This window comes from Mycobacterium sp. NGS49 (assembly GCF_059812565.1).
This window is the reverse complement of sequence record NZ_JCALCX010000032.1, coordinates 17,602-43,355: the sequence shown is the minus strand read 5'-3', so window position 1 is coordinate 43,355 and position 25,754 is coordinate 17,602. Positions and strand designations below refer to the sequence as shown.

General features: G+C 74.5%; 9 protein-coding genes. 4 read left to right on the top strand and 5 right to left on the bottom strand.

Annotated elements, in window-relative coordinates:
• Positions 1 to 36 precede the first annotated feature (36 nt).
• Complete coding sequence (locus AC5Y7D_RS25440; RefSeq protein WP_499928591.1) at positions 37 to 1,257, top strand: calcium:cation antiporter family protein; 1,221 nt, start codon at positions 37 to 39, stop codon at positions 1,255 to 1,257.
• Between the two features lie 16 nt (positions 1,258 to 1,273).
• Here AC5Y7D_RS25440 and AC5Y7D_RS25435 read toward each other — a convergent pair whose 3' ends face one another.
• On the bottom strand, positions 1,274 to 2,251 hold the full coding sequence (locus AC5Y7D_RS25435; protein WP_499928590.1) for a nicotinamide-nucleotide adenylyltransferase: 978 nt from the start codon (positions 2,249 to 2,251) through the stop codon (positions 1,274 to 1,276).
• Positions 2,248 to 3,741, bottom strand: coding sequence for a B12-binding domain-containing radical SAM protein (locus AC5Y7D_RS25430; protein WP_499928589.1), 1,494 nt, complete (start codon positions 3,739 to 3,741; stop codon positions 2,248 to 2,250). The genes AC5Y7D_RS25435 and AC5Y7D_RS25430 overlap by 4 nt, the downstream gene beginning before the upstream one ends.
• Positions 3,742 to 3,929: 188 nt before the next feature.
• Here AC5Y7D_RS25430 and fadD4 point away from each other — a divergent pair, with 188 nt between their 5' ends.
• Positions 3,930 to 5,453, top strand: coding sequence for a fatty-acid--CoA ligase FadD4 (gene fadD4, locus AC5Y7D_RS25425; RefSeq protein WP_499928588.1), 1,524 nt, complete (start codon positions 3,930 to 3,932; stop codon positions 5,451 to 5,453).
• Between the two features lie 2 nt (positions 5,454 to 5,455).
• Entirely contained in the window at positions 5,456 to 6,394 is a 939-nt protein-coding gene (locus tag AC5Y7D_RS25420; RefSeq protein WP_499928610.1) for an enoyl-CoA hydratase/isomerase family protein, read from the top strand.
• Here the strand turns inward: AC5Y7D_RS25420 and AC5Y7D_RS25415 are convergent.
• Both AC5Y7D_RS25415 and AC5Y7D_RS25410 read right to left on the bottom strand, forming a co-directional pair.
• Positions 6,388 to 6,768, bottom strand: coding sequence for a CD225/dispanin family protein (locus tag AC5Y7D_RS25415; RefSeq protein WP_499928587.1), 381 nt, complete (start codon positions 6,766 to 6,768; stop codon positions 6,388 to 6,390). The genes AC5Y7D_RS25420 and AC5Y7D_RS25415 overlap by 7 nt on opposite strands.
• A gap of 100 nt (positions 6,769 to 6,868) precedes the next feature.
• Positions 6,869 to 8,002 (bottom strand): acyl-CoA dehydrogenase family protein, encoded by a 1,134-nt coding sequence (locus AC5Y7D_RS25410; RefSeq protein ID WP_499928609.1) that lies wholly within the window; start codon positions 8,000 to 8,002, stop codon positions 6,869 to 6,871.
• 157 nt (positions 8,003 to 8,159) lie between these two features.
• On the opposite strand from AC5Y7D_RS25410, the gene AC5Y7D_RS25405 reads away from it, so the two are divergent.
• Positions 8,160 to 9,167, top strand: coding sequence for a MaoC family dehydratase (locus AC5Y7D_RS25405; protein WP_499928586.1), 1,008 nt, complete (start codon positions 8,160 to 8,162; stop codon positions 9,165 to 9,167).
• 18 nt (positions 9,168 to 9,185) lie between these two features.
• On the opposite strand, the gene AC5Y7D_RS25400 is transcribed toward AC5Y7D_RS25405, so the two are convergent.
• Entirely contained in the window at positions 9,186 to 25,679 is a 16,494-nt protein-coding gene (locus tag AC5Y7D_RS25400) for a PE family protein (RefSeq protein WP_499928585.1), read from the bottom strand.
• Positions 25,680 to 25,754 lie beyond the last annotated feature (75 nt).

The window sequence follows — 25,754 nt, the reverse complement described above, 5'->3', positions numbered from 1 at the left end:
CCGAAGCCCCGGATCGCAGGAACCGAAGGACGCGAGATGGCTCTGATCGCCGAACGCCGTCGGACCCGGACACCCGCGGACGCGCTGGTGCGTTCGCTGCTCACCACGTTGATCTTCATCGCGCCGGCCCTGGTCGTGCGGTGTGCCGGGCTGCATCCGACGCCGGTGCTCTCGTTGGTGATCTACGGTGCGGCCGTGGTCGCCGCAAGTTTCCTGTTGGCCTGGGCGGCCGAGGCGGCGCAGCTCGACGTGTCCGGCGGTCTGGCCATCGCGGTGCTGGCCCTGATCGCGGTGCTGCCGGAGTACGCCGTCGACCTCTACTACGCCTACCGGTCCGGCTCCCACGCCGACTACACCCAGTACGCAGCGGCGAACATGACCGGGTCCAACCGCCTGCTGATGGGGCTGGGCTGGCCGGTGGTGGTGCTGGTGGCGCTGTGGGTGGCCCGCCGGATGGCTGGCCCGGCGACAGCGCTGCGCCTCGAGCGCGGCAACCGGGTGGAGCTCGGGTTCCTGCTGGTGGCGGGCGTTGTTGCGTTCGTCGTGCCGGCCACGGGACGCATCCATGTCACGCTGGGTGTCGCGCTGCTCGCCTGGTTCGGCTTTTATCTCTACCGGCTCAGCCGCGGCGTCGTGGAGCAGCCCGAGCTGATCGGCACCGCCGCGGCGCTGGGGTCGCTGCCGGACCGCGCACGCCGGGCGGCCGTCATCGCTTTGTTCGCGGCGGCCGCCGCGGTGGTGCTGGTCTGCGCCCAGCCCTTTGCGGAGAGCCTGATCGATGCCGGGGGCCGGCTCGGGATCGACCGTTTCCTGCTGGTGCAATGGCTGGCGCCGCTGGCGTCGGAAGCGCCGGAGTTCGTCATCGCGATCCTCTTCGCCGCCCGGGGCAAGGGGACCGCGGCGATTGCGACGTTGATCTCTTCCAAGGTCAACCAGTGGACGCTGCTGATGGGCTCGCTGCCGATCGCCCACCTGGCCGGCGGCGGCGGCACTGCGCTGGTGTTGGACGGCAGGCAGGTCGAGGAGATGCTGCTGACCGCGAGCCAGACGCTGATGGGTGTGGCTTTGGTCCTGGCGCTGCGCTTCCACCGCTTCACGGCATGGGCGTTGCTGGCGCTGTTCGCAGTGCAGTTCCCCCTGGCCTCGACCGAGGCCCGGATGGTGCTGAGCGGGGTGTACGCGGTGGTGGCACTCGGGGCCCTGTTGGTGAACCGCCGGTACGTGTGGCCGACGCTGCGCGCGCCGCTGCGCGGCTGAGCCCAGGGAATTCACCTCAACGACGCCGGGCACCTGAGCCAAGTTGTTCGACGGCGCGCAACGCCGTCGCGACCCGCTGCTCCAGGCTGCCGCTGACCACCACGAACGTGCGTCCCGCGGCGCGCAGCGCCCGCTCGCAGCGCGCGAAAAAGGAGCCGCTGTCGCCGGGCGGACCGGGCACGCGGTCGGTTTCCGACGGCGGATCGGGTGCGGTGAGTAGCGTGAGATCGTAAGGGCGCCAGGCCAGATCGGTGAGTTCTGGTGGGCAGCTGCCCAGCAGGTGCTCGGCCCACACGGTCGTCACCAGGGGGTCGGTGTCGCAGATCAGAATGCGGTCGGCGTCGCGCGCCAGGGCTTCTTCCGAAGCGATCTGTCCGCGCACGATCTCGGTCCAGTCCGGTCCCACCCCCGCTCCCCGGTTGAGTTCTCGTAGGGTCTCGGCCCGCGCCGGCACACACTTGGTGCCAAGCCTCTCGGCGAGCGTCCGCGCGAGGGTGGTCTTCCCGGTGGATGCGGGCCCGATGATGCTCACACGTCTGACGAATGCGGGCCGCACGCAACGTGGGATGTGGTGCCAGTGGGCAAACGGGTCCGCCCGGATATCCGTGGCGCTCACCGGAACGACGGTGCGACCGTGATCGACCGCGACGAAACGCGCTCCCAGGAGCTCGGCGAAGTCCGCGTTGTAGGAGTCGGCCCCGAACACGAAGTCGGGGCGCTTCGGCAGCACTCGCTCCAGGCTCGCCTTCCAGATGTGCCAGAAGTCCGGGTGCTCGTCCGGACGCTGCGGATTCTCGTTGGCGAGGTGGACCACGCGATCGAAGGGGAAGAGCTCCTGCATCCACGCGACGCGCTGGGTGCCCGGAATCGGCTCTGCGGCCATCGACCCGACGACGATGGTCAGGTCATTCACCCACTGCCGGGCGAACTCGCAAAGATAGACGTGTCCCGCGTGGGGCGGCATGAACTTGCCCAGCACCATCCCGTGGGTCAAGACGGCGTCCTCGACGTGACCCCCACGGCCGGCGTGCCCGGTGCGACACCAAATTCAGCTCGGTCGGCAATTTCAGCTCGGTCGGCGAGGACATCGTCCCAGGCGTCGAGCCGCGAAAAGAAGTATGCCTCAGCCCCGTCGTAGCTGGGCGGGGTGTCGGACTCGATATGGGCGACGATGTCGGCGTAGGCACGCGACGCTTCCGGATCGACGAATTCCCATTCGCCCAGCGGCCATTCGGCGGTGAGATAGCCCGCTGCCGAATACGTCTGGTACAGCGGCGTTCCCGGATACGGGGTAATCCGGCTCATCAACTTTCGGGGCATCGCATAGTTTGTCGCCCGAAGCAGGCGTGCCGTCTCGCGCAACTCGTCGGGCTGCACAGTCGGGTGGAACATGATGGTCCCCGGAATGACCTGGATGCCCAGTGCCTGCAGCGATCGAATCGTCTCGGCGGGATCCTGACCCCGAGTGAGGATCTGCTTGCGGTAAGCGCGCAGCTGATCGTAGGACCCCGTCTCCAGGCCGATGAACACCCTGCGCAGGCCCGCGGTGTGCAGGTGCTTGAACAGGTCCAGATCGACAACCGAGTCCAGCCGGATATCCACCATGAACTTGATCTCGATGCCACGGCTGACGATTGCGTTGGCGAAGTCCGCGGCGCGTTGTTGCGAACCGGGGTGCTTCGAGACGAACAGGTCGTCGGTGATGCAGGCGAACTCGATGCCGAAGTCCGCTATCAGGTATTCGATCTCGTCAACGACCGAGTCGACCGACTTCGCTCGGTAGCTGTCCTTGCCGAACATCGCCGATGCGGCCCCGGTTCCGCAGAAAGTACAGCGGTACGGGCATCCGCGGGTGGTGAACAGGGCGGCCGAGAAGCCGTCGGCAAGGACGGTGGGCAATTCGTCGCGCGCCGGCCGGGGCAGCTCGTTGAGGTCGGTCAAGACGGAGGGTGAACACACGACCCGTCCCATCTCATCGCGGCGGGCCAGGCCGGGGATGTCGTCAACCGCGGCATCATTGGCCACAGCCGCGGCCAATTTGGTGAAGGCGGCCTCGGCGTCTCCCACGATGACGAAGTCGAAGCAGTCATGCTGGCGCAGGATGCGCTCGTAGTTGAGTGTGGCGATCACATTCCCGATGACGATGTGCACGCCGTCCCAGGCTTCCCGCGTGCGCTGCGCCAACCACAACACCTCTGCGAAGGTATCGATGCACGAGAAACCGACCAGCCGCGGTGGGCCCGAGGAACGAGCGCAACTCTGCATGGCCAGCCACGTCTCCGCCACGGACGCGTGGCCGGCGACCAAGCCGTCGACAGTGCTGATGTCGATCCCGTGCGCCGCCGCGTAGGCCTTGATCGACATCAGCCCGAGGTGCTCCATGGGCAGGGAGCAATACTGCCGCGGATCGCCGAGTTTGACTGCGCTGACGAAAGATCGCCCGCCCTCGCGGGCGCCGGGAGGATTGACAAGAAGAATCGTCACGTCAGAACTCCGCGAAGTCACTCGGCTGTTGATGATCGCGCTTCACTCCCGGTCTCCACGGCCCGAACCGGGTAGACAGAGAGCGCAATCGTACCGTCGGGAATGCCCGATTTGTCCGTTTCGGCCCGCATATCGTCATCGCGGCCGGACCTTGATCGGCGCGGCCGTCTCCGACGTACAGTCGGCCCATGCAGATTCGTCCGCACGCACAGGCCCATCCCGACAAGCCTGCCGTGATCCTGTACCCGTCGGGCACCGTGGTGACCTTCGGCGAACTCGAGGCGCGCGCCAACCGGCTGGCGCACCACTTCCGGCAGGCGGGGCTGCGCGAGGGCGACGCGGTGGCGATCCTGATGGAGAACAACGAGCACATGCACGCGGTGATGTGGGCGGCGCGGCGGGCCGGCCTGTACTACGTGCCGATCAATACCCATCTGACCGCGGCCGAGGCGGCCTACATCATCGACAACAGCAACGCCAGGGCGATCGTGGGCTCCGCGGCGCGGCGCGGGCTCTGCGCACAGCTTGCCGGCCAGCTAGCGGGGGGCCTCCCCGCACTGCTGCTGCTCGCCGACGCCGACCTGGACGGCTGGCAGCGCTACCCGGAATGCGTTGCAGATCAACCGGATACACCGATCGCCGACGAGATCGAAGGCGATCTGTTGCAGTACTCGTCGGGCACCACCGGGCGCCCGAAGGGCATCAAACGCGAATTGCCGCACGTCCCACCGGAAGAAGCCCCGGGCATGATGTCGGCGCTGGTCGACTTCTGGATGGATCCCGACACGGTGTACCTGAGCCCGGCGCCGCTTTATCACACAGCGCCGTCGGTGTGGTCGCTGACAGTGCAGGCGGCCGGTCTCACCACCGTGGTGATGGAGAAGTTCGATCCGGAGGGGACGTTGGACGCGATCCAGCGCTACCGGGTGACCCACGGCCAGTTCGTGCCGGCCATGTTCGTGCGAATGCTCAAACTTCCTGAGGCCGTGCGTAATTCATACGACCTGAGCAGTCTCAAGCGGGTCATGCATGCCGCCGCGCCCTGCCCGGTGCTCATCAAGAAGCAGATGATCGAGTGGTGGGGTCCGATCGTCGACGAGTACTACGCGTCCTCGGAGGCGATCGGTTCGACACTGATCACCGCCGACGACTGGCTGGCGCATCCCGGATCGGTGGGCAAACCGATGGCGGGCGCGGTGCACATCCTGGACGAGGACGGCAGGGAGTTGCCGCCGGGCCACCCGGGCGAGATCTACTTCGAGGGCGGGTACTCCTTCGAATACCTCAACGATCCGTCGAAAACCGCTGCCGCACGCGACGCGCACGGCTGGATGACCGTCGGGGACATCGGCTTTCTGGACGAGGAGGGCTACCTCTACCTCACCGACCGCCGCCATCATATGATCATCTCCGGCGGGGTGAACATCTATCCGCAGGAGGCCGAGAACCTACTGGTCACCCATCCAAAAGTGTTGGACGCGGCCGTATTCGGCGTTCCCGACGACGAGATGGGACAGCAGGTGATGGCCGTGGTGCAAACCGTCGACCCGGCCGACGCCACCGACGCATTCGCCGACGAGCTCTCGGGTTGGTTGCGCGAACGTCTGGCGCATTTCAAGTGTCCGCGCGCGATCGCTTTCGAGACCCAGCTGCCGCGTACCGACACCGGCAAGCTCTACAAGAACGAGCTGATCGAGAAGTATTCGGTGTGAACCTGCGGGTGGTCGACCTGACCGGTGCGCCCGATCCCGATGTGGATGTGCCGCCGGGAGTGATCGTCGCGTTCGGCAACCCACACGGTGAGTACTGGCTGGAAACGGCGACTTTCACCCTCAGCGAGCAGCCGAGTGCCGATCGCCGGGTGATCACCGTCGACTCCGTCCCGCAGGCCGTGGCCGAACTGGCGCGGCGTTGCCGTCAGTGGCCACACGCCAGTGCGGTCTGTGACGACGTGCTGCGTTGGGTGGCTCCGGGCGGCGCCACGCCGGCCGGCGTGGTCACCGAATCGCTGGCCTACTCGACGTTGCAGGCCGGCCCGGAGTTCGCCCGCTGGCTGGCCGCACGCGGACCGGTCCGCCGCCTTGAGAGTCCCGATCCCGTTGTGCTGCAACGAGATGGCGACACGCTCCGGATCACGTTCAACCGTCCGGGCCGGCACAACGCCTTCTGCACCTATACTCGTTCGGCGTTGCTCGAGGCGCTGTCCGTTGCGCAGCTGGACTCGTCGGTGACCGCAATCGTGTTGAGCGGCAACGGACCGTCGTTCTGCAGCGGCGGCGACCTCGCCGAGTTCGGCACCTTCGCCGACCCGGCCGCCGCCCACCTGGCCCGCACCCGGCACAGCCCGGCTCTGGTGCTCGACGAGCTCACCGCGCGACTGGGGCGGTCCTGCCGGGCGCAGGTGCACGGCCAGGTGCTGGGCAGCGGGCTGGAAATGGCCGCGTTCTGCGGGTGGGTGGAGGCCGCGCCCGACGCCGTGTTCGGCCTGCCCGAGCTGGGCCTGGGTTTGATCCCCGGCGCGGGCGGCACGGTCAGCGTGACGCGGCGCATCGGGCGTTGGCGCACTGCCTATCTGGTGCTGTCCGGTCGTACCATCGACGCCGAGAAAGCGCTGGCGTGGGGGCTGGTGGACGAGATCGGCTTTGCTCAGTAACCGGAATACGTGGTGTAGGTGGTCGACGGCGCGTTCGAGACGGCCACCGCGATCAGCACGATGTAGAGGATGATCGACACCACGATCACGATCGCGCCGACGATGGCGCTGATGATCGCCCACTTCTTCGCGTTACGCGACGCCTCCTGCGCTTCGCCGTAGCGGCCCTGCGCCCACAACCCGGAGACCTTGGTGGAGTAGACGATCGACACGATGCCGGCCGGGAGACAGCACAACACGGTGCTCAGGATCGCCCACACCAGGTAGTTGTCCGGCTCGGGCTGTCCCCCGTAGGCGGGCGGGACTCCGTAGCCCGGCGGCGGCTGTCCCTGCCAACCCGGGTTGGCGCCGTAGGGGTCCGACGGATAACTCATGGCCGCTGCCTTCCCTTGGGTCGCCACTTTGCTGGTGCCTCGCGGCGGATAAGTCACGCAAATATAGCGCACGCGGTGCTCGCCGGGCAGTGTGAAGCGGTCAGATCCCGCCGCGGGACACCAGTTGAGCGGCGATGACGTTGCGCTGGATCTCGTTGGTGCCCTCGCCGACGATCATCAGCGGAGCGTCACGGAAATATCGTTCGACGTCGTATTCGGTGGAGTAGCCGTAGCCGCCGTGGATCCGCACCGCGTTCAGCGCGATCTCCATAGCCACCTCCGAGGCGAACAACTTGGCCATGCCGGCCTCCATGTCGCAGCGTTCGCCGCTGTCGTAACGCTGCGCTGCGTAACGGGTGAGCTGTCGGGCGGCGGTGAGTTTCGTTGCCATGTCGGCCAAGTAGTTGCCCACCGCCTGATGCTGCCAGATCGGCTTGCCGAAGCTCTCACGTTGCTGGGCGTATGCCAGCGCATCTTCCAGCGCCGCGGTCGCCACGCCCAGCGCCCGTGCCGCCACCTGGATCCGGCCCGTCTCCAGGCCTTTCATCATCTGCGAAAAGCCCTCGCCCGCAACGCCGCCCAACACGGCCGAGGCCGGGGTCCGGAAGTCGTCGAACGAAAGCTCGCAGGACTCGACGCCTTTGTAACCCAACTTGGGCAGGTCGCGCGACACCGTCAGCCCCGGCCCGTGCTCGACCAGCAACACCGAGATGCCCTTGTGCCGCGGTGTGGCGTTCGGGTCGGTCTTGGCCAGCAGAGCGATCAGCCCGGAGCGGCGCGCGTTGCTGATCCACGTCTTGGAACCGTTGACCACCAACGTATCCGGGCTCGCCGCAGCCGCCAGCGCGGTGGTGGTCATGTTCTGCAGGTCGCTGCCGCCACCGGGTTCGGTGAGCGCCATCGTTGCGCGCAGTTCACCAGTCGCCATGGGCGGAAGGTACTTTCGCCGCTGCTCGGCGGTGCCGAACAAGCTCAGCAGCTTGGCGACGACGGTGTGCCCGCCCATCGCACCGGCCAGACTCATCCAGCCGCGCGCGAGTTCCTGGGTCACCTGCACGTAGCAGGGCATCGATACCGGTGAGCCGCCGTACTCCTCGCCGATGGCCAGGCCGTAGATGCCGATGCGCTTCATCTGCTCGATCCAGGCTTCGGGGTAGGTGTTTGCGTGCTCGACGTCGCGCACGGTGGGCCGCACGTCGCGGTCGATGAACGCTCGCACGGTGGCCACCAGCATCGCTTCGTCGTCGTTGAGTTCAGTGCTCACCGGTTCCTCCCCGTTGTCGGCCGAGGGTGAACGTGGCGACGTCCAACCGGCGTGTCGCGTCGTCATATTCACTCTCGGCGAGGCGCGTGTTGACCCTCGCTGAGACAGCCTGCCAGGCTGTCATTTCGTGACGGACGGGTATACGGCGGTGCGTGCGGGCGGGCCCTTCTTCGACGACCTCGTCGTAGGGCAGGTGTTCGACTGGGCGCCCGCCCTCACCCTGTCGCCGGGGCTGGCCGCCGCCCACCAGGCCATCATCGGCGACCGGCTGCGGTTGGCCCTGGACGCCGATCTGTGCGCCGCCGTGACGGGCGCACCGGCCACCCTGGCGCACCCGGGCCTGGTGTGCGATGTGGCGATCGGACAGTCGACGCCGGCGACGCAGCGGGTCAAAGCCAACCTGTTCTACCGGGGGTTGACCTTTCACCGGTTCCCGGTGATCGGCGACACCCTCTACACCCGCACCGAAGTCGTGGGGCTGCGTGCCAATACGGCCAGGCCCGGCCGGGCTGCCACCGGGATGGCGGCGCTGCGCATGACGACGATCGACCAGGCCGACCGGTTGGTGCTCGACTTCTACCGCTGCGCGATGCTTCCGGCCGGCCCCCAGTGGGCGGCGGAAGCCGATCCCGGTGACGACCTGTCCGTTTTCAGTGCGACGCCGCCGGCCGTGGATCCCACCGAGGGTTGGGATGCCGCGGCATTCCGCCGCAAGGTGCCCGGTCCGCACTTCGACTCCGGCCTGGAAGGCGCCGTGCTGCACAGCACCGGCGATGTGGTGAGCAGTGCCCCCGAGCTCGCCCGCCTCACCCTCAACATCGCCGCCACACATCATGATTCGCGGGTGGGCGGACAGCGGCTGGTGTATGGCGGGCACACCATCGGGCTGGCGTTCGCGCAGGCCAACCGGCTGCTGCCGAACCTGGCCACGGTGCTGGGATGGGAATCCTGTGACCACACCGGCCCGGTGTACGAGGGCGACACCTTGTTCAGCGAGCTGCACGTGGAGTCCGCGCAGAGCACCGCCAACGGGGGAGTGCTGGGGCTGCGATCGCTGGTGTACGCGGTCAGCGACACCGTCGACGTGCCGGACCGGCAGGTGCTGGACTGGCGCTTGCGCGCGCTGCAGTTCTAGAGACCCGCCGGGCCGTCCCTACGGGGTGCCCGGGTCGCCCGGACCACCCTGGCTGCCGTTGTTGCCGGTGCCGTCGCCCTGACCGCCGGCGCCGCCGCTGCCGGCGGTACCGCCGCTGCCGGACAGCCCCAACGAACCGTTGCCGCCGGGGATACCGGCCGGAGCCAACCCGCCGGTGCCGAAGGCGCCGCCGTCACCGCCCTGGCCCCCACTGGGGCCCTTGCCGCCGTTGCCACCGTTGCCGTTGGTTCCCGGGGCGGCGTTTCCGCCGACGCCGCCGGTTTGGAGGGCAAGGGCGCTGCCGCCATTGCCGCCCTTACCGCCGCTGCCGCCGTTGCCGCCGTTGCCGGACGTGGCCCCACCGCTGCCGCCGATCCCGCCGGCGCCGCCGCCGCCGCCCTTGCCGCCGGTACCGCTGTCACCGCCGTTGCCGCCGTCTGGGTGGCTCAAGGTGCCGGTAGCGCCGTTACCGCCGGTGCCGGGTGCACCGCCGGTGCCTCCGGCGCCGCCCGTCCCGCCAGTGCCGCCGTCACCCGCGCCGAGGGCGTTCCCGCCCTTGCCCGCGGCCCCGCCTGCTCCGCCGATGCCGCCGTTGCCGCCCTTGCCGCCGGCGCCGTCGTTGACGGCGAAGGTGGCGTCGCCGGCAGCGCCGTTGCCGCCCAGGCCGCCGGTGCCGCCGGTGCCGCCATTACCGCCGGCGCCGCCGTTTCCGGAGATCGAGCCGCCCAGGCCGCCGTTGCCGCCCAGACCGCCGGAGCTGCCGGTGCCGCCCGTGCCGCCGTCGCTGCCGGCCAGGGCGCCGTCGCCGCCCGGCGTGCCGATGGCACCGTTGCCGCCGCTGCCGCCCTTACCGCCGTTGCCGACCGAACCGCCGTTGCCGCCGTTGCCGCCGTTGCCGCCGTTGACGCCCGCCGTGGTGGAGTTCCAGCCGTTGCCGCCGTTGCCGCCGTTGCCGACCGGGCCGGTGACCGAGGCCCCGTTGGCGCCGTTGGTCGCGGCTCCGGAGCCGGTGCCTGCCTTGCCGCCGGTGCCGGCCGTGCCGGCGTTGCCGCCGTTGCCGCCGAGGCCACCGTTGGGGTTGGTGGCGTTGGTCGCGTCGGCGCCGATGCCACCGTTGCCCGGCGTACCGGCGTTGCCGCCGTTGCCGCCGTTGCCGGCCGTGCCGATGCTGCCGGCGTTACCGGAGCCGAGCACCGTGCCCGCGGCTCCCCCGTTGCCGCCGGTGCCGCCGGCGCCGCCGTTGCCGCCGTTGCCACCGTTCTGGCCGCCACCGATGCCGTTGGTGTAGCTGTTGCTGTTGGCTACGCCGGCGGCACCCGATGTGCCGGAACCGCCGTTGCCGCCGTTGCCGCCGGCGCCGCCCGCCCCGCCGTTGCCGGCGTTGCCGGAGGTCGATCCGCCGTTGCCGCCCTTGCCGCCGGCGCCGCCGCTGCCGCCGGGGTTGCCGGTGCCTCCGTTGTTGCCGGTGCCGGAGGCGTTGCCGCCGTTGGTTCCGGCCCGCCCCGCGCCGCCGTTGCCGCCGTCGCCGCCGTTGCCGATGTTGCCGCCATTGCCGCCGTTGCCGCCGGCACCGCCGTTACCGCCGGCGGTGGTGTTGCTGAAGCCCGCGCCACCCTTGCCGCCGTTGCCGGCCGGGGCGACGACCGCGGCGCCGTCGGCGCCGTTGGTCCCGCCGGACCCGGTACCGGCCAGGCCGCTGGTGCCCTTGGTTCCGGCGTTGCCGCCGTTGCCGCCGTTGCCGCCGTTGGGGTTGGTGGTGTTGGTGGCGTCGGCACCGGCGCCGCCGTTGCCGGGGGTTCCGGCGTTGCCGCCGTTGCCGCCCGACCCGCTGAGGCCGTCGGTGCCCTTGGCGCCGCTGGTGACCGCCCCGGCGAGCCCGGCGTTGCCGCCGGCGCCGCCGTTGCCGCCGTTGCCGCCGTTGCCGCCGTTCTGGCCGGCTCCGGTGCCGGTGGTGTAGGGGTCGCTGTTGGCGACGCCGTTGCCGCCGTTGCCGCCGTTGCCTGCGTTTCCGCCGTTTGCACCGGCGCCGCCGTTGCCGCCGTTGCCGCTGTTGCCGGAGATCGTGCCACCGGCGCCGCCGTTGCCGCCGTTGCCGCCGGATCCGCCGGCCTGGCCGTTGGTACCGGTGACGCCGGGTCCGCCGCTGCCGCCCGGGGTGCCGGCCACACCGTTGCCGCCGGCGCCGCCGTCGCCGCCGTTGCCGTAGGTGCCCCCGCTGCCGCCGTTGCCGCCGCTGCCGCCGTTGGCGCCCGCGACCGTGGGGTTGAAGCCCGCCCCGCCCTTGCCGCCGTTGCCGACCGCGCCGCTGAACGCCGGACCATCGGTGCCGTTGAGGCCATTGAGGCCGTCGACGGAGCCCTTACCGCCGGTTCCGGCCGTGCCGGCCTTGCCGATCGACGCGGTCCCGCCGTTGCCGCCGTTGCCGCCGTCGGGGTTGGTCAGGGTGCCGTTGGCACCGTTGCCGCCGATGCCGGGGGTGCCACCCGCGGCACCATTGCCGGCATTGCCGCCGTTGCCGCCGATGCCCGCGGTGCCGCTCTGCGCAGTGCCGCCGGCCCCACCGTTGCCGCCGGAGCCGCCGGTGCCGCCCGCCCCGCCGTTGCCGCCGTTCTGGCCGCCGCCGATGCCGGTGCCGTAGGCATTGACGTCGGCGATGCCGGCCGAGCCGTTGACGCCGTTGCCGCCCTTGGTGGCGTTGCCGCCGTTGCCGCCGCTGCCGCCGTTGCCGCCGTTGCCGAAGTCGACGCCGCCCTTGCCGCCGGCGCCGCCGTTGCCACCGGAGCCGCCGGACCGGCCGTCGGTGCCGGCGGCGCCCGGATTGGTGCCGTTGGTGCCCGCGACGGTGGCGGACACACCGTTGCCGCCGTTGCCGCCGTTGCCGCCGTTACCGAGGTTGCCGCCGTCGCCGCCCGCGCCGCCGTTGCCGCCACTGCTGCCGGCGGTGAGCGCGTTGTAGCCGGCGCCGCCCTGGCCACCGTTGCCCACCGGCCCGGTCACGCCCTGGCCGTTGGTGCCGGGCGTTCCGTTGGTCGAACCGGTGCCGATGGTGCCGGCCTTGCCGGCGGTCCCGGCGTTGCCGCCGTTGCCTCCGGCGCCGCCGTCGCGGAACGTGGCGGTGCCGGTCGCGCCCGCGCCCCCGTTGGCCGGGGTTCCGGCGTTGCCGCCGCTGCCGGCGTTGCCACCGGTCCCCGTGGTGCCGGCGCTGCCGGAACCGTTCTGCAGCAGCCCTGCGCTGCCGCCGTTGCCGCCGCTGCCGCCGTTGCCGCCGTTGCCGCCGTTGCCGCCGGCCTGGGCGGCACCGCTGTTGATCCCGGCGGTGCCGTACTTGCCGATCACACCGTTGCCGCCGTTGCCGCCGTTGCCGGCGTTGCCGCCGTTGCCGCCGTTACCGGCGCTGCCGAGAACGGTGCCGCTGTTGCCGCCGGCGCCGCCCTTGCCGCCCGATCCGCCGGCCTGACCGTCGGTACCGCCGGCGCCGAAGGCCTTGCCGTTGATTCCGGCTTTGCCGGCGACGCCGTCGCCGCCGTCGCCGCCGTGGCCGCCGTTGCCGTAGTTGCCGCCGCTGCCGCCTGCGCCGCCGTCGCCGCCGCTGACTCCCGCGGTGGTGGCGTTGAAGCCGGCCCCGCCGTTGCCGCCGTTGCCGGACGGGCTGGTGGGCAGGCTGCCGTTGGCCCCGGCCGTGCCGCCACCGGTGCCGATGCCACCGGTGCCGCCGAGGCCGATGGTGCCCGCGTTGCCGCCGTCGCCACCCTTGCCGCCGTTGGGAGTGCCGGCGCTGCCCGCCGCGCCGCTGCCGCCGTTGCCGCCGAGCCCGGCGTTGCCGCCGCCGCCTCCGTTGCCACCCGCACCCGTGGTGCCGGCGCCGCCGACCGCTCCGGCATTGCCTCCGGTTCCGCCCTTGCCGCCGGTTCCGCCACTTCCGGCGTTGCCGCCGTTGGCACCGGCCACCGTCGCGTTGTAGCCATCGCCGCCGATTCCGCCGTTGCCGCCCTTGCCGCCGACGCCGCCCGCACCGCTGACGCCGGCGCTGGAGCCGCCCTTGCCGCCGACGCCGCCGCTGCCACCGTCGCCGCCGGTACCGCCGGTGCCGCCGTTGGGGGTACCGATGGTTCCGGCCGTGCCGGTCGCGCCGTTGGCGCCGTTGCCGCCGGCGCCGCCGACGCCACCGTTGCCGTACTGGCCGCCGTCGCCGCCGGTGCCGCCGTTACCGCCGGTCACGCCGGCTGTGGTGGGGCTGAAGCCGGCGCCGCCGGCGCCGCCGTTGCCGGCGATGGTGGTGGGAATGGTGCCCGCGATGCCGTTGGCGCCGTCGGGTGAACCCTTGCCGCCGTCGCCGCCGGCGCCGCCGCTGGCGCCGGGGTTGCCGCCGTTGCCGCCCTTGCCGCCGGTGGTGTTGCCGGAGGTGCCGGCCGCGCCGGTGCCGCCGTTGCCGCCGAGGCCGGCGTCGCCGCCGTTGCCGCCGTTGCCGCCGGCGCCCTTGGTGCCGTTGAAGACTGCGCCCGCGTCGCCGCCCTGACCGCCCTTGCCGCCGATACCGCCCTGGCCGCCGTTGCCGCCGGCGCCGGAATTGGTCGGGTAGGCGCCGGTCTGCCCGGCACCACCGGTGCCGCCCTGGCCGCCGATGCCGCCGTTGCCGCCGCTGCCGCTGTCGCCGGCGATGGTGCCGCCGTCGCCGCCCTTGCCGCCGGCCCCGCCGGTGCCGCCCGTGCCACCGGTCAGGCCGTTGGCGCCGGCGGTGCCCGGAGTGGCCCCGGTCACGCCCTTGCCGCCGGTGAAGCCGTCGCCGCCGTCGCCGCCGTTGCCATAGGCACCCGCGTTACCACCGCTGCCGCCGGCGTAGCCGGTCTGGCCGGCACCCGGGACGCCGAAGGCGTCACCGCCGTCGCCGCCGTTGCCGGTCGGGGTCGTGGGGGTGCTGCCTGACGTGCCGTCGGTGCCCGCGCCGTTCAGGCCCGCGGCACCGGTGCCGCCGCTGCCACCCTTGCCCGGGTCGGCGCCGTTGCCCCCGTTGCCGCCGCCGTTGAAGCCGTCACCGCCGGCGCCGCCCTGCCCGGAGACACCGCCGTTGCCGCCGTTGCCGCCGTTGCCGCCCTTGCCGGCGTTGGGGCCGATTCCAGTCGGGTCAGCGGCGCCGTTGCCGCCGGCGCCGCCGTCCGCGCCGTAACCGGCGTTGCCGCCGTCGCCGCCGCGGCCGTTGAGCGTGCCGCTCTTGCCGCCGGCGCCACCGTCGCCACCCTTACCGCCGTTCTGGCCGTCGGCTCCGTTAGCACCAGGCGTGGCTCCGTTATTGCCGGTCTTGCCCGCCGCCCCATTGCCGCCGTAGCCGCCGTCGCCGCCGTCGCCGTACAGGCCGCCGTCGCCACCCTTGCCGCCCTTGCCGCCGTCCGCGCCCGGCACGGTGGCGTTGTAGCCGTCGCCGCCGCGGCCGCCGTTGCCGGAGACATTGGTGGGGGTGCTGCCGGCGGTGCCGTTGCCACCCTTGGTGCCGTTGACAGACCCGGTGCCGCCCGCGCCGCCGAGCCCGCCGCCGGCGCCCGTGCCCGGGTTGCCGCCCGTGCCGCCGTCACCACCGTCGGGGTTGGCAACGGTGCCGTTGGCGCCGTTGCCGCCGTTGCCCTGGGTGCCGCCGTTGCCGCCGTTGCCGCCCTGTCCGCCGTTGCCGCCCGTCCCGACGGTGCCCTTGGTGACGGTGCCGGCATTGCCGCCGGCGCCGCCGCCGCCGCCCTGCCCACCGTTGCCGCCGGTGCCGCCGTTCTGTGCGCCGCCTATTCCGGTGCCGTAGGCGTCGGTGTTGGTGACGCCGTCGGCTCCGTTGAGGCCGTTGCCGCCGTTGCCGCCGTTGCCGCCCCTGCCGCCGGCGCCGCCGTTGCCGCTGTTGCCCGAAATCGAGCCGCCGGCGCCGCCGTCGCCACCCTTGCCGCCGGCGCCGCCGGCCTGACCGTTGGTGCCGCTGTTGCCGGTGTTGCCGGTGTTGTCGCCCGCCTTGCCGTCCGCTCCGTTACCGCCGGAACCGCCGTTGCCGCCGTTACCGACCGAGCCGCCGGCGCCGCCCTTGCCGCCGTCTCCACCGGCGGCGCCGAGTGTGGTGGCGCTGTAGCCGACGCCGCCGCTGCCGCCGTTGCCGGCCGGGCCGGTCACTGCTGCGCCCGAAACGCCGTTGGCGCCCGGATTGCCGTCGACGAAGCCCTGGCCGGCGGCGCCGCCGATGCCGCCGGCGCCCACGCCACCCGGGTTGCCGCCCTTACCGCCTGCGCCACCGGTGATGCTGCCGGCGATACCGGCCGCGCCGTTGCCGCCGTTGCCCGGGGTACCGGCCGCGCCGCCGTTACCGGCGTTGCCGCCGTCGCCGCCGACGCCCTGGGCGCCGTAGGGCCCCGCGCTACCGCCCTGGCCACCCGCGCCGCCCTTGCCGCCGGCGCCGCCCGTGCCGCCGTTGCCGCCGTTCTGGCCGCCACCGGCTCCGTTGTCGTACAGGTCGACGCCGGAGATGCCGTTGGCACCGGTCACCCCGGCACCACCCTTGCCGCCGTCGGCTCCGGCACCGCCCTTGCCGCCAGCCCCGCCGTCACCGCCGTTCACGCCGCCGGCGCCACCCGCGCCGCCCTTGCCGCCGTAACCGCCGGCCTGACCGGTGTCACCGTTGTCGCCGGAGCTGACTCCGGCGTTTCCGGCGTCGCCGGCGACACCGTTGCCGCCGTCGCCGCCCCGGCCGCCGTTGCCGATCGAGCCGCCGGCCCCGCCGGCTCCACCGTCACCGCCGTTGGCGCCGGCCGCGGTCGAGGTGAATCCCGCGCCGCCGTTGCCGCCGTTGCCGGACGGGACGCTGACCGCAGCGCCGTCGTTGCCGGCATTGCCGTTGGTGGAGCCGATGCCACGGGTGCCGCCTGCACCTGCTGTGCCGGGGTTACCGCCCTTACCGCCGGCGCCGCCGGTGGTGTAGACGGCGTTGCCGTCTGCCCCGTTGCCGCCGTCGCCGGGGGTTCCGGCCGCGCCGCCGTTGCCAGCATTGCCGCCCGTTCCGGTGGTGCCCTTGGTGCCGTGCGCCGAGAGGCCGCCGAGGCCGCCGTTGCCGCCGTTGCCGCCGGCCGCGCCGTTGCCGCCGTTGCCGCCGTTCTGGCCGGCACCGTCGCCGTTGCCGTAGGGGTTCTGTCCGGCCACTCCGGCGCCACCGGTCACGCCGGCCCCGCCGCTACCGCCGTCACCGGCGTTGCCGCCCTTGCCGCCGGCACCGCCGTTACCGGCGATCGACCCGCCGTTGCCGCCGTTGCCACCGTCGCCGCCGCTACCGCCGGCTGTCCCGTCGCCGCCGCTGCTGCCGAAGTTGGTGCCGTCTTCGCCGTCGATGCCGGCCAGCCCGTAGCCGCCGTCACCGCCCCGGCCGCCGTTACCGACGTTGCCGCCGTTACCGCCGGTCCCGCCGTCGCCGCCGTTGCCACCGTCGAGGGTGGCGCTGTATCCGGTGCCCCCGTTGCCGCCGTTGCCGCCGCTAATGGGGGCGGTGCCGTTGCTGCCGGTGCCGGGGGTACCCGAACCGGTGCCTACGGCACCCCGGGTGCCGGCGACGCCGCGGTTGCCGCCGTTGCCGCCGGCGCCACCGTCGGGGTTGGCGGCGGTGCCGTCGGCACCGTTACCGCCGTTGCCGCCGGCGCCACTGTTGCCGCCGTTGCCGGCACTGCCGGCAGCGCCGGTGGTCAAACCGCTGCCGCCGTTGCCGCCGTTGCCGCCGCCACCGCCGTTGCCGCCGTTCGCACCGTTGCCGCCGGCACCGTTGTTGGTGCCGACGACGCCGTTCACACCGGACCCGCCGATGCCGCCCGTGCCACCGTTGCCGCCGTTGCCGGCGTTGCCGCCGGTGCCGCTGGCGGCTTGGGTTCCGGTGCCGCCGGCGGTCTTGCCGCCGGCCCCGCCGTTGCCGCCGTTGCCGCCGTTGCCGCCGGCTCCGCCGTTGCCGCCGGCCTGACCGCCACCGACACCGGTGGTGTAGGGGTTGAGGCCACCCTTGCCGTCGGCGCCGTTGAGCCCGGTACCCCCGTTGCCGCCGCTACCCCCGGCACCGCCGTTGCCGCCGACACCCGCGGTGCCGGAGATCGAGCCGCCGTTACCCCCGGTACCGCCGGATCCGCCCGAACCGCCGGCTTGACCGGGGTTGCCACTGTCGCCGAGGTTGACTCCGCTGGTCCCGGCTAAGCCGGCCACGCCGTTGCCGCCGTTTCCGCCTACACCGCCGTTGCCGACGTTGCCGCCGGCGCCGCCGTTGCCGCCGTTGCCGCCGTTGGCACCGGTGACGGTGGAGGTGAAGCCGTTGCCGCCGTTCCCGCCGTTGCCGCCGCTGGTGGGCGCGGTGCCGTTACTGCCGGCGGTTGCCGCGCCGGTACCGGTGCCCGCGCTGCCGCCGGTGCCTGCGGTGCCGCGGTTACCGCCGTTGCCGCCGGTGCCGCCGTTGGGGTTGGCGGAATTGCCGTCGGCGCCGTAACCGCCATTGCCGCCGGCGCCGCTGTTGCCGCCGTTGCCCCCGCCGCCCTTGGCGCCGGTGCTCGATCCGGTGCCGCCGTTGCCGCCGGCACCGCCGTTGCCGCCGGCACCGCCGGCCGCGCCGTTCCCGCCGGCGCCACTGTTGATTCCGGCCACACCGGCCGCGCCGGCGCCACCAATGCCCCCGGCACCACCGCTGCCGCCGCTGCCTGCCGACCCGCCGACGCCGTTGGCCGCCTGGGCGCCGAGTCCTGCTGCCGCTTTGCCGCCTTGGCCGCCGTTGCCGCCGCCGCCGCCGTTGCCGCCGATCCCGCCGCTGCCGCCGGCCTGGCCGCCACCGGTACCGGTGCTGTAGAGGTTCTGGCCGGAGACGCCCACGGCGCCGTTGAGGCCGATTCCTCCGGCGCCGCCGTTTGCGCCGGCGCCGCCGTTGCCACCGATTCCACCGGAGCCGGAGATGGAGCCGCCGTTGCCACCGGTCCCGCCGGCACCACCCGTCCCGCCGGCCTGACCCGCGCTGCCGCTGCTGCCCGAGTTGCCGGTGTTGGTACCTGCCAGACCGGCCACACCGGCGCCGCCGTTGCCGCCGGCACCACCGTTACCGACGTTGCCGCCGGCACCGCCGTTGCCGCCGGCACCCCCGTTGGCACCCGTGACCGTCGAGGTGAAGCCGCGGCCGCCGTTGCCGCCGTTGCCGCCGCTGGTGGGCGCGGTGCCGTTGCTGCCGGCGGTTGCCGCGCCGGTACCGGTGCCCGCGCTGCCGCCGGTGCCTGCGGTGCCGCGGTTGCCGCCGTTGCCGCCGGCGCCGCCGTTGGGGTTGCCGGAGATACCGTCGGCCCCGCTGCCGCCGTTGCCGCCGGCACCGCTGTTGCCGCCGTTGCCGCCGGCACCCTTGGCGCCGGTGCTGGATCCGGTGCCGCCGTTGCCGCCGCTGCCGCCGTTACCGCCGTTGCCGCCGGCCGCGCCATTGCCGCCGGCGCCACTGTTCGTACCCGCCACCCCGGCCGCGCCGGCGCCGCCGATACCGCCCGTGCCGCCGTTGCCGCCGCTGCCGGCGTTGCCGCCGGTGCCGCTGGCCGCCTGGACGCCCAGCGCCGACTTGCCGCCTTGGCCGCCGTTGCCGCCACTACCGCCGTTGCCGCCGGCCCCGCCGTTGCCGCCGGCCTGGCCGCCACCGATGCCGGTGGTGTAGGGATTGTCGCCCGCTGTGCCGGCAGCCCCGTTGACGCCGATTCCGCCGGCGCCACCGTTTGCACCGGCGCCACCGTTGCCACCGAGCCCGCCGGAGCCCGAGATGGAGCCGCCCTTGCCGCCGGCGCCGCCGGCTCCGCCGGATCCGCCGGCCTTCCCGGTCCCACCGCTGTCGCCGAAATTGACGCCGTTGCTGCCCGCATCACCGGCCACGCCGTTGCCGCCCGCGCCGCCGTTACCGCCGTTGCCGACGTTGCCGCCGGCGCCGCCGTTACCGCCCGCGCCGCCGTTGGCGCCGGCGAGGGTGGAGGTGAAGCCGGTGCCGCCGTTGCCGCCGTTGCCGCCGGTGGTGGGGGCGATGCCGTTGCTGCCGGTGCCCGGGGTGCCCGAGCCGGTGCCGACGCTGCCCTTCGTGCCCGCCACACCGCGGTTGCCGCCGTTGCCGCCGGCACCGCCGTTGGGGTTGTTGATGGTGCCGTCGGCACCATTGCCGCCATTTCCTCCGGCGCCGCTGTTGCCGCCGTTGCCGGCACTGCCGGCATTGCCGACGGTCACACCCGTGCCACCGTTGCCGCCGCTGCCGCCGTTTCCACCGTTACCGCCGCCGGCGCCGCTACCGCCGGCGCCGCTGTTGGATCCGGACACACCGAGCGCACCCGCGCCGCCGGCGCCACCGTTGCCGCCGCTGCCGCCGTTACTGGCGTTGCCGCCGCTGCCGTCGAGGCCCTTGGTGGCCGGGGTCAAACCGCCGGTGCCTGCGGCGCCACCGGCGCCGCCGTTGCCGCCGTCGGCCCCGTTACCGCCGACGCCGCCGTTGCCCCCGGCCTGGCCGCCGCCGATGCCGGTGCCGTACTGGTCGGTTCCGGACACGCCATTGGCGCCCGAGGCGCCCCCGCCGCCCTTACCCGCGGTGCCGGCCGCACCACCGGATCCGGCGTTACCACCATTGCCGGCCTTGCCCGCGATCGAGCCGACGCCCGCCTTGCCGCCGGCCCCACCATCACCGCCGGCCCCGCCGGCTCCGGCGTTGCCGCCGTTCTGGCCCGCTCCCACGCCAGTGCCGTACTGGTCGACCCCGGCCACCCCGGCACCGCCGTCGATGCCGGAACCGCCCCGGCCGCCGGCCCCGCCCCTGCCGCCGGCCCCGCCGTCGCCGCCGGTAGTGCCGGTGCCGCTGGCCGTACCGCCTTGCCCGCCAGCGCCACCCTTACCGCCGACGCCGCCCGTGGTGCCGTTGGGAGAAGCTGAATTGAAGCCATTGTCGCCGATCGAGCCGGCTGCGCCGTTTCCACCGGCGCCGCCGTGGCCGCCGTTGGCGCCGAGTCCGTTGGCGCCGCTGGCGCCGTTGCCGGCCGGCCCGCTACCGCCGGTGCCGCCTTGGCCGACCGCCCCGGCGTTGCCGCCCTTGCCGCCGGCGCCGCCGTCGAGGGCCCCGCTGATGCCGTCGGCGCCGCGGCCACCATTACCGGCGGTGCCGGCGTTGCCGCCCGCGCCGCCGGTGCCGCCGGTGCCGTCGGCGCCCGCCGTCGCCCCGGAACCACCGGCCTGACCGCCGGTGCCGCCGGTGCCGCCGGCACCGCCGGTGCCGCCGGCCCCGCCGTCACCGCCGTTTTGGCCGGCGCCGAAGTCGGTCCCGGCCACGCCGTTGGCCCCGGACAGTCCGGCACCGCCGGCGCCGGCCGCCCCGCCGGCGCCGCCACTGCTGGCCGCGCCACCGTTTCCGTTGGCTCCCGCGCTGCCGCCGGCGCCCGCACCGGCCTGACCGCCGACACCACCCTTGCCGCCGTCGGCGCCGTGGCCACCGGCGCCGCCGTCACCGCCGGCGAAACCGTTGCCGTTGGTGGCGGCGGTGCCCGCTGCGCCCGCCGCGCCGCTGCCGCCCTTGCCGGCCAGCCCGGCGTCGCCACCGCTACCGGCCGCGCCGCCGCTGCCGGCTTTGCCCGCGGTGGGTCCGGCGCCGGCGTTACCGCCCGCGCCGCCGTCGCCGCCGGCGCCGCCGTTACCGGCGTTGCCGCCGGCCTGACCGGAACCGCCGACGCCGTTGGTGGGCACTGCGTTGCCGCCGTCGATGCCAGAGCCGCCCTTGCCGCCGGCCCCGCCCTTGCCGCCGGTGCCGCCGTCGCCGCCGGTGGTGGTGGTGCCGCTGGCGGTGCCGCCGTCCCCGCCGGCCCCGCCCTTGCCGCCGACGTCACCGTTGGTGCCGTTCGGGCTGGCCGCATTGACCCCGTTGGCGCCGGGGGCCCCGGCCAGACCGTGGCCGCCGTCACCGCCGCGCCCGCCGTTGGCGCCCAGCCCGTTCACACCGTTGGCGCCGCTACCGGCCGGTCCGGTGCCGCCGGTGCCGCCTTGGCCGACCGCCCCGGCGTTGCCGCCCTTACCGCCGGCGCCGCCGTCGATGGCCCCGCTGATGCCGTCGGCGCCGCGGCCACCGGCACCGGCGGTGCCGGCGTTGCCGCCGGTTCCACCGGCGCCGCCGCTGCCGCTGGTGGCGGTGGTGGCGCCGTTGCCGTCGAGGCCGGCTGTGCCGCCGCTGCCGCCGTTGCCGCCGCGGCCGCCGGCGCCGCCGTCACCGCCGGCGGTCCCGGCGCCGTTGTTGACCCCGGCGATACCGGCGGCGCCTTGCGCCCCGGCGCCACCGTGACCGGCCGCGCCGCCGGCGCCGCCACTGCTGGCGTTGCCGCCGGTGCCGAAGGCCCCGTTCTGGCCGCCCCCGCCGATACCCGCCTGGCCTGCGGCCCCGCCGGCGCCGCCGTTGGCGCCGTTGCCGCCGTCACCACCGGCCCCGCCGGCCTGCCCGCCGCCGATACCGGTGCCGTACTGGTCGACTCCGGCCACTCCGGCCGCGCCGCCGGCCCCGCGGCCGCCCTTGCCGGCCAGCCCGGCGTTGCCGCCGGCCCCGGCGTCCCCGCCGCTGCCGGCTTTGCCCGCGGTGGGTCCGGCGCCGGCGTTACCGCCCGCGCCGCCGTCTCCACCCCTGCCGCCGGCCCCGGCGTTACCGCCGTCTTGGCCGCCGCTGACACCAGTGCCGTACTGGTCGACCCCGGCCACCCCGATGTCGCCGTCGCGGCCGCTGCCGCCCTGGCCGCCGGCCCCGCCCCGACCCCCGGCCCCGCCGTCGCCGCCGACGGTCGCGGTGCCGCTGGCCGTGCCCCCGGCACCACCGGCGCCGCCCTTACCGCCATCCCCACCGGCCCCACCACTGTCTCCAGCGTTGCCACCGTCTTTACCCACGCCACCGGCCAGACCATGACCGCCATCACCACCGCGCCCACCATTGGCCCCGGCCCCGTCCTGACCGGCCAGGCCGTTGCCGGCCGGCCCGCTACCGCCGGTGCCGCCTTGGCCGACCGCCCCGGCGTTGCCGCCCTTGCCGCCGGCGCCGCCGTCGAGGGCCCCGCTGATGCCGTCGGCGCCGCGGCCACCATTACCGGCGGTGCCGGCGTTGCCGCCCGCGCCGCCGGTGCCGCCGGTGCCGTCGGCGCCCGCCGTCGCCCCGGAACCACCGGCCTGACCGCCGGTGCCGCCGGTGCCGCCGGCACCGCCGGTGCCGCCGGCCCCGCCGTCACCGCCGTTTTGGCCGGCGCCGAAGTCGGTCCCGGCCACGCCGTTGGCCCCGGACAGTCCGGCACCGCCGGCGCCGGCCGCCCCGCCGGCGCCGCCACTGCTGGCCGCGCCACCGTTTCCGTTGGCTCCCGCGCTGCCGCCGGCGCCCGCACCGGCCTGACCGCCGACACCACCCTTGCCGCCGTCGGCGCCGTGGCCACCGGCGCCGCCGTCACCGCCGGCGAAACCGTTGCCGTTGGTGGCGGCGGTGCCCGCTGCGCCCGCCGCGCCGCTGCCGCCCTTGCCGGCCAGCCCGGCGTCGCCACCGCTACCGGCCGCGCCGCCGCTACCGGCCGTTCCGGCTGCACCGCCCAGGCCGGTTCCGCCCGCGGCGCCACCCTTGCCGCCATCGCCGCCGGCACCGCCGCTACCGGCATTGCCACCGGCCTTGCCGGCACCGCCGTCACCGCTGGTCAGCGCGCCGCTCTCACCGTTCTGGCCGCTGCCGCCCTGGCCGCCGCCGCCGCCCTGGCCACCGGCACCGCCGTTACCGCCGTGGGTGCCGGCACCGCCCGCGGCACCACCGGCTCCGCCGTCGCCGCCCTTTCCGCCCGCGATTCCGTTTTCGCCCGATTCGCCGGGGTTGAGTCCGTCCTTGCCGGCCGACCCGGCCGCACCGTTGCCGCCGCTGCCGCCGTTCCCGCCGTTGCCGATGTTGCCGCCGTCACCACCGGCGCCGCCACTACCGCCGTTGGTGCCGGCCACGGTGGCGCCGTATCCCGCGCCACCGTCGCCGCCATTACCTGCCGGACCGACCACTGCTGCGCCATTGCTGCCCTTGGCGCCCGCGCCGGTGCCGCTTCCATTAGCTCCGCCGTCGCCGCCGGCTCCCGCGGCGCCGGCGTTGCCGCCCTTGCCCCCTGCCGCGCCGTCGACGTGGTTGACATCGCCGCCCGCGCCCACACCACCGTCGCCGGGCCGACCGGCCGCGCCGCCGTCACCGCCTGCTCCGCCGGCTCCCGCGGCGCCCGCGGCGCCCTTGCCCAGCACCGTGCCCGCCTTGCCGCCCGCGCCACCGCTACCGCCGGCACCGCCGTCGCCGCCGTTACCGCCGGCCTGACCGGCCTCGCCCGCGGTGGTGCCGGACTTACCGTCTATTCCGGCACCACCGGCGCCGCCGTCGCCACCGACACCGCCGGCGCCGCCCGCCCCGCTGTTACCGGAGATCGAGCCACCGTTGCCGCCGGCGCCACCGCGACCGCCGGATCCACCGGCCAGGCCATTGGTGCCGCTGTCGCCGAAGTTGCCGCCGCTGCTGCCTGCCTGGCCCGCCGCGGCGTTACCGCCGGCCCCGCCGGCGCCACCGTTGCCGTAGTTGCCCCCGCTACCGCCGTTGCCGCCGTTGCCGCCACTGGCGCCGGCGACTGCACCCAGGGATGCGTCGTAGCCCGCTCCGCCGTTGCCGCCGTTGCCACCCGCACCGGTGACGGTGCTGCCACTCTTGCCATGCGCGCCGGTGACCGATCCGGAGCCACCGGTGCCACCCGCGCCACCGACGCCGTTGTTGTTGCCTCCGTTGCCCCCGTTGCCGCCGTGGGGGCTGGTCGCGCTGCCTGCCGCACCGTTGCCGCCGTTACCGGCGATCCCGCCGGTGCCCCCATCGCCGCCCGCCCCGCCGCGGCCGGTGATACCGGACTCGCCGAACAGCAGGCCGCCGCGGCCCGCGGCGCCGCCATTGCCGCCATTGCCACCGATAGCGCCCGCGCCGCCATCGCCGCCGTCGGCGCCGTTGCCGCTGGGATAGGTCCCGTCGGCGCCGTTGGCGCCTTGCGTACCGGTACCGCCCTTACCGCCTACGCCGCCGTTGCCGCCGTTTCCGCCGTCGCTGAACAGCAGACCGCCCCTACCGCCGGCACCGCCGTGGCCACCGTGGCCGCCGTTGACGCCGGTCGTTCCCGCTCCGCCGTTGGCGCCGTTACCGCCGACACCACCATTGCCGTACAACCAGCCGCCGTTGCCGCCGGCGCCCCCGTTACCGCCAAGGTTGCCCAAGCCACTGGATCCGCCGCTGCCGCCGGTACCGCCGGTGCCCAACAGCCAGCCGGCGTTGCCGCCCAGTCCGCCTGTGCCGCCGGCCGCGGCACCTCCTCCGCCAGTGCCGCCCGCTCCACCGGTCCCATAGAACCCGCCCGAGCCGCCGGCGCCACCCAGGCCGCCGTTGCCGCTCTGGCCGATACCGCCGGCGCCACCCGCACCGCCGGTGCCGCCGGACAGCCACCCGGCGTCGCCACCCGCGCCGCCGCTGCCCCCGCTCGTGCCGGTACCGCCGCCGCCGCCGGCACCACCGGAACCGGCGAACAGGCCACCGTGACCACCGTGGCCGCCGAGGCCGGCCTGGCCGCCGACAGACGGTCCGGCGCCGCCGGATCCGCCGGCGCCACCCGAGCTGAGCAGGTAGGCGTCACCGCCACGGCCGCCGGCTCCCCCGAAGCCGGTGGGACTGGTGTTGGCGCCGCCGGCCCCGCCCGTGCCGCCGTCGCCGTACAGGTAGCCGCCGTGGCCACCGGATGCGCCCGCGCCACCGTTGGCACCCGCACCGCCGGCCGCGCCGCTCCCACCGGCGCCGATGAACCAGGCCCGGCCGCCCGCACCGCCGGCGCCGCCGGTCCCCATACCGTTGAGGTTTGCGCCGCCTGCCCCGCCGGCACCGCCGCTGCCGTACAGCCACCCGCCGGCCCCGCCGGCCCCCCCGGCGCCGCCATTGCCGGTTGCCGAGGAACCGCCGGCACCGCCGACGCCGCCGTTGCCGATCAGTCCGGCACTGCCGCCGGTACCGCCGGCCTGCCCGGTTGCTCCCGCCGCACCGGCACCGCCGTTGCCGTAGAGCAGGCCACCGGCTCCGCCGGCCGCCCCGGGTGTGCTGCCGTTTGCCCCATCACCGATTAATGGACGCCCCAGGAGTGCCTGCGTGGGGGCGTTGATCACCCCGAGCACCGCCTGCTCCAGCCCCGCCAGCGGTGCCGCGTTGACGGCCTCGGCCGCAGAATAGGCTCCCGCGCCCGCAGACAAGCTCTGCAGGAAGCGGCTGTGGAATGCGGCGGCCTGCGTGCTGATGCTCTGATAGGCCTGCCCATGGTTGCCGAACAGGGCCGCGATGGCGGCGGACACCTCGTCCTGCGCCGCGGCCACCAGCTCGGTGGTGGAAGCCGCTGCGACGGCGTTTGCCCGCTCCAGGGTGGCCCCGAGACCGGAGAGGTCCGACGCTGCCGCTGACAGCACATCCGGCGATGCAATTACGTACGACAAGGGAACCGCCCGTTAACTAGGTCACAACCAAAGAGGTCGTGTACATGTCCCCCGGTCATGCTTATCGGCTTAGCC

Bases quoted from the DNA above. Each gene is read 5' to 3' on its own strand.
- AC5Y7D_RS25440 (WP_499928591.1), top strand. From the start codon at position 37: ATGGCTCTGATCGCCGAACGCCGTCGGACCCGGACACCCGCGGACGCG.
- fadD4 (WP_499928588.1), top strand. From the start codon at position 3,930: ATGCAGATTCGTCCGCACGCACAGGCCCATCCCGACAAGCCTGCCGTG.
- AC5Y7D_RS25415 (WP_499928587.1), bottom strand. From the start codon at position 6,768: ATGAGTTATCCGTCGGACCCCTACGGCGCCAACCCGGGTTGGCAGGGA.
- AC5Y7D_RS25410 (WP_499928609.1), bottom strand. From the start codon at position 8,002: ATGCTGGTGGCCACCGTGCGAGCGTTCATCGACCGCGACGTGCGGCCC.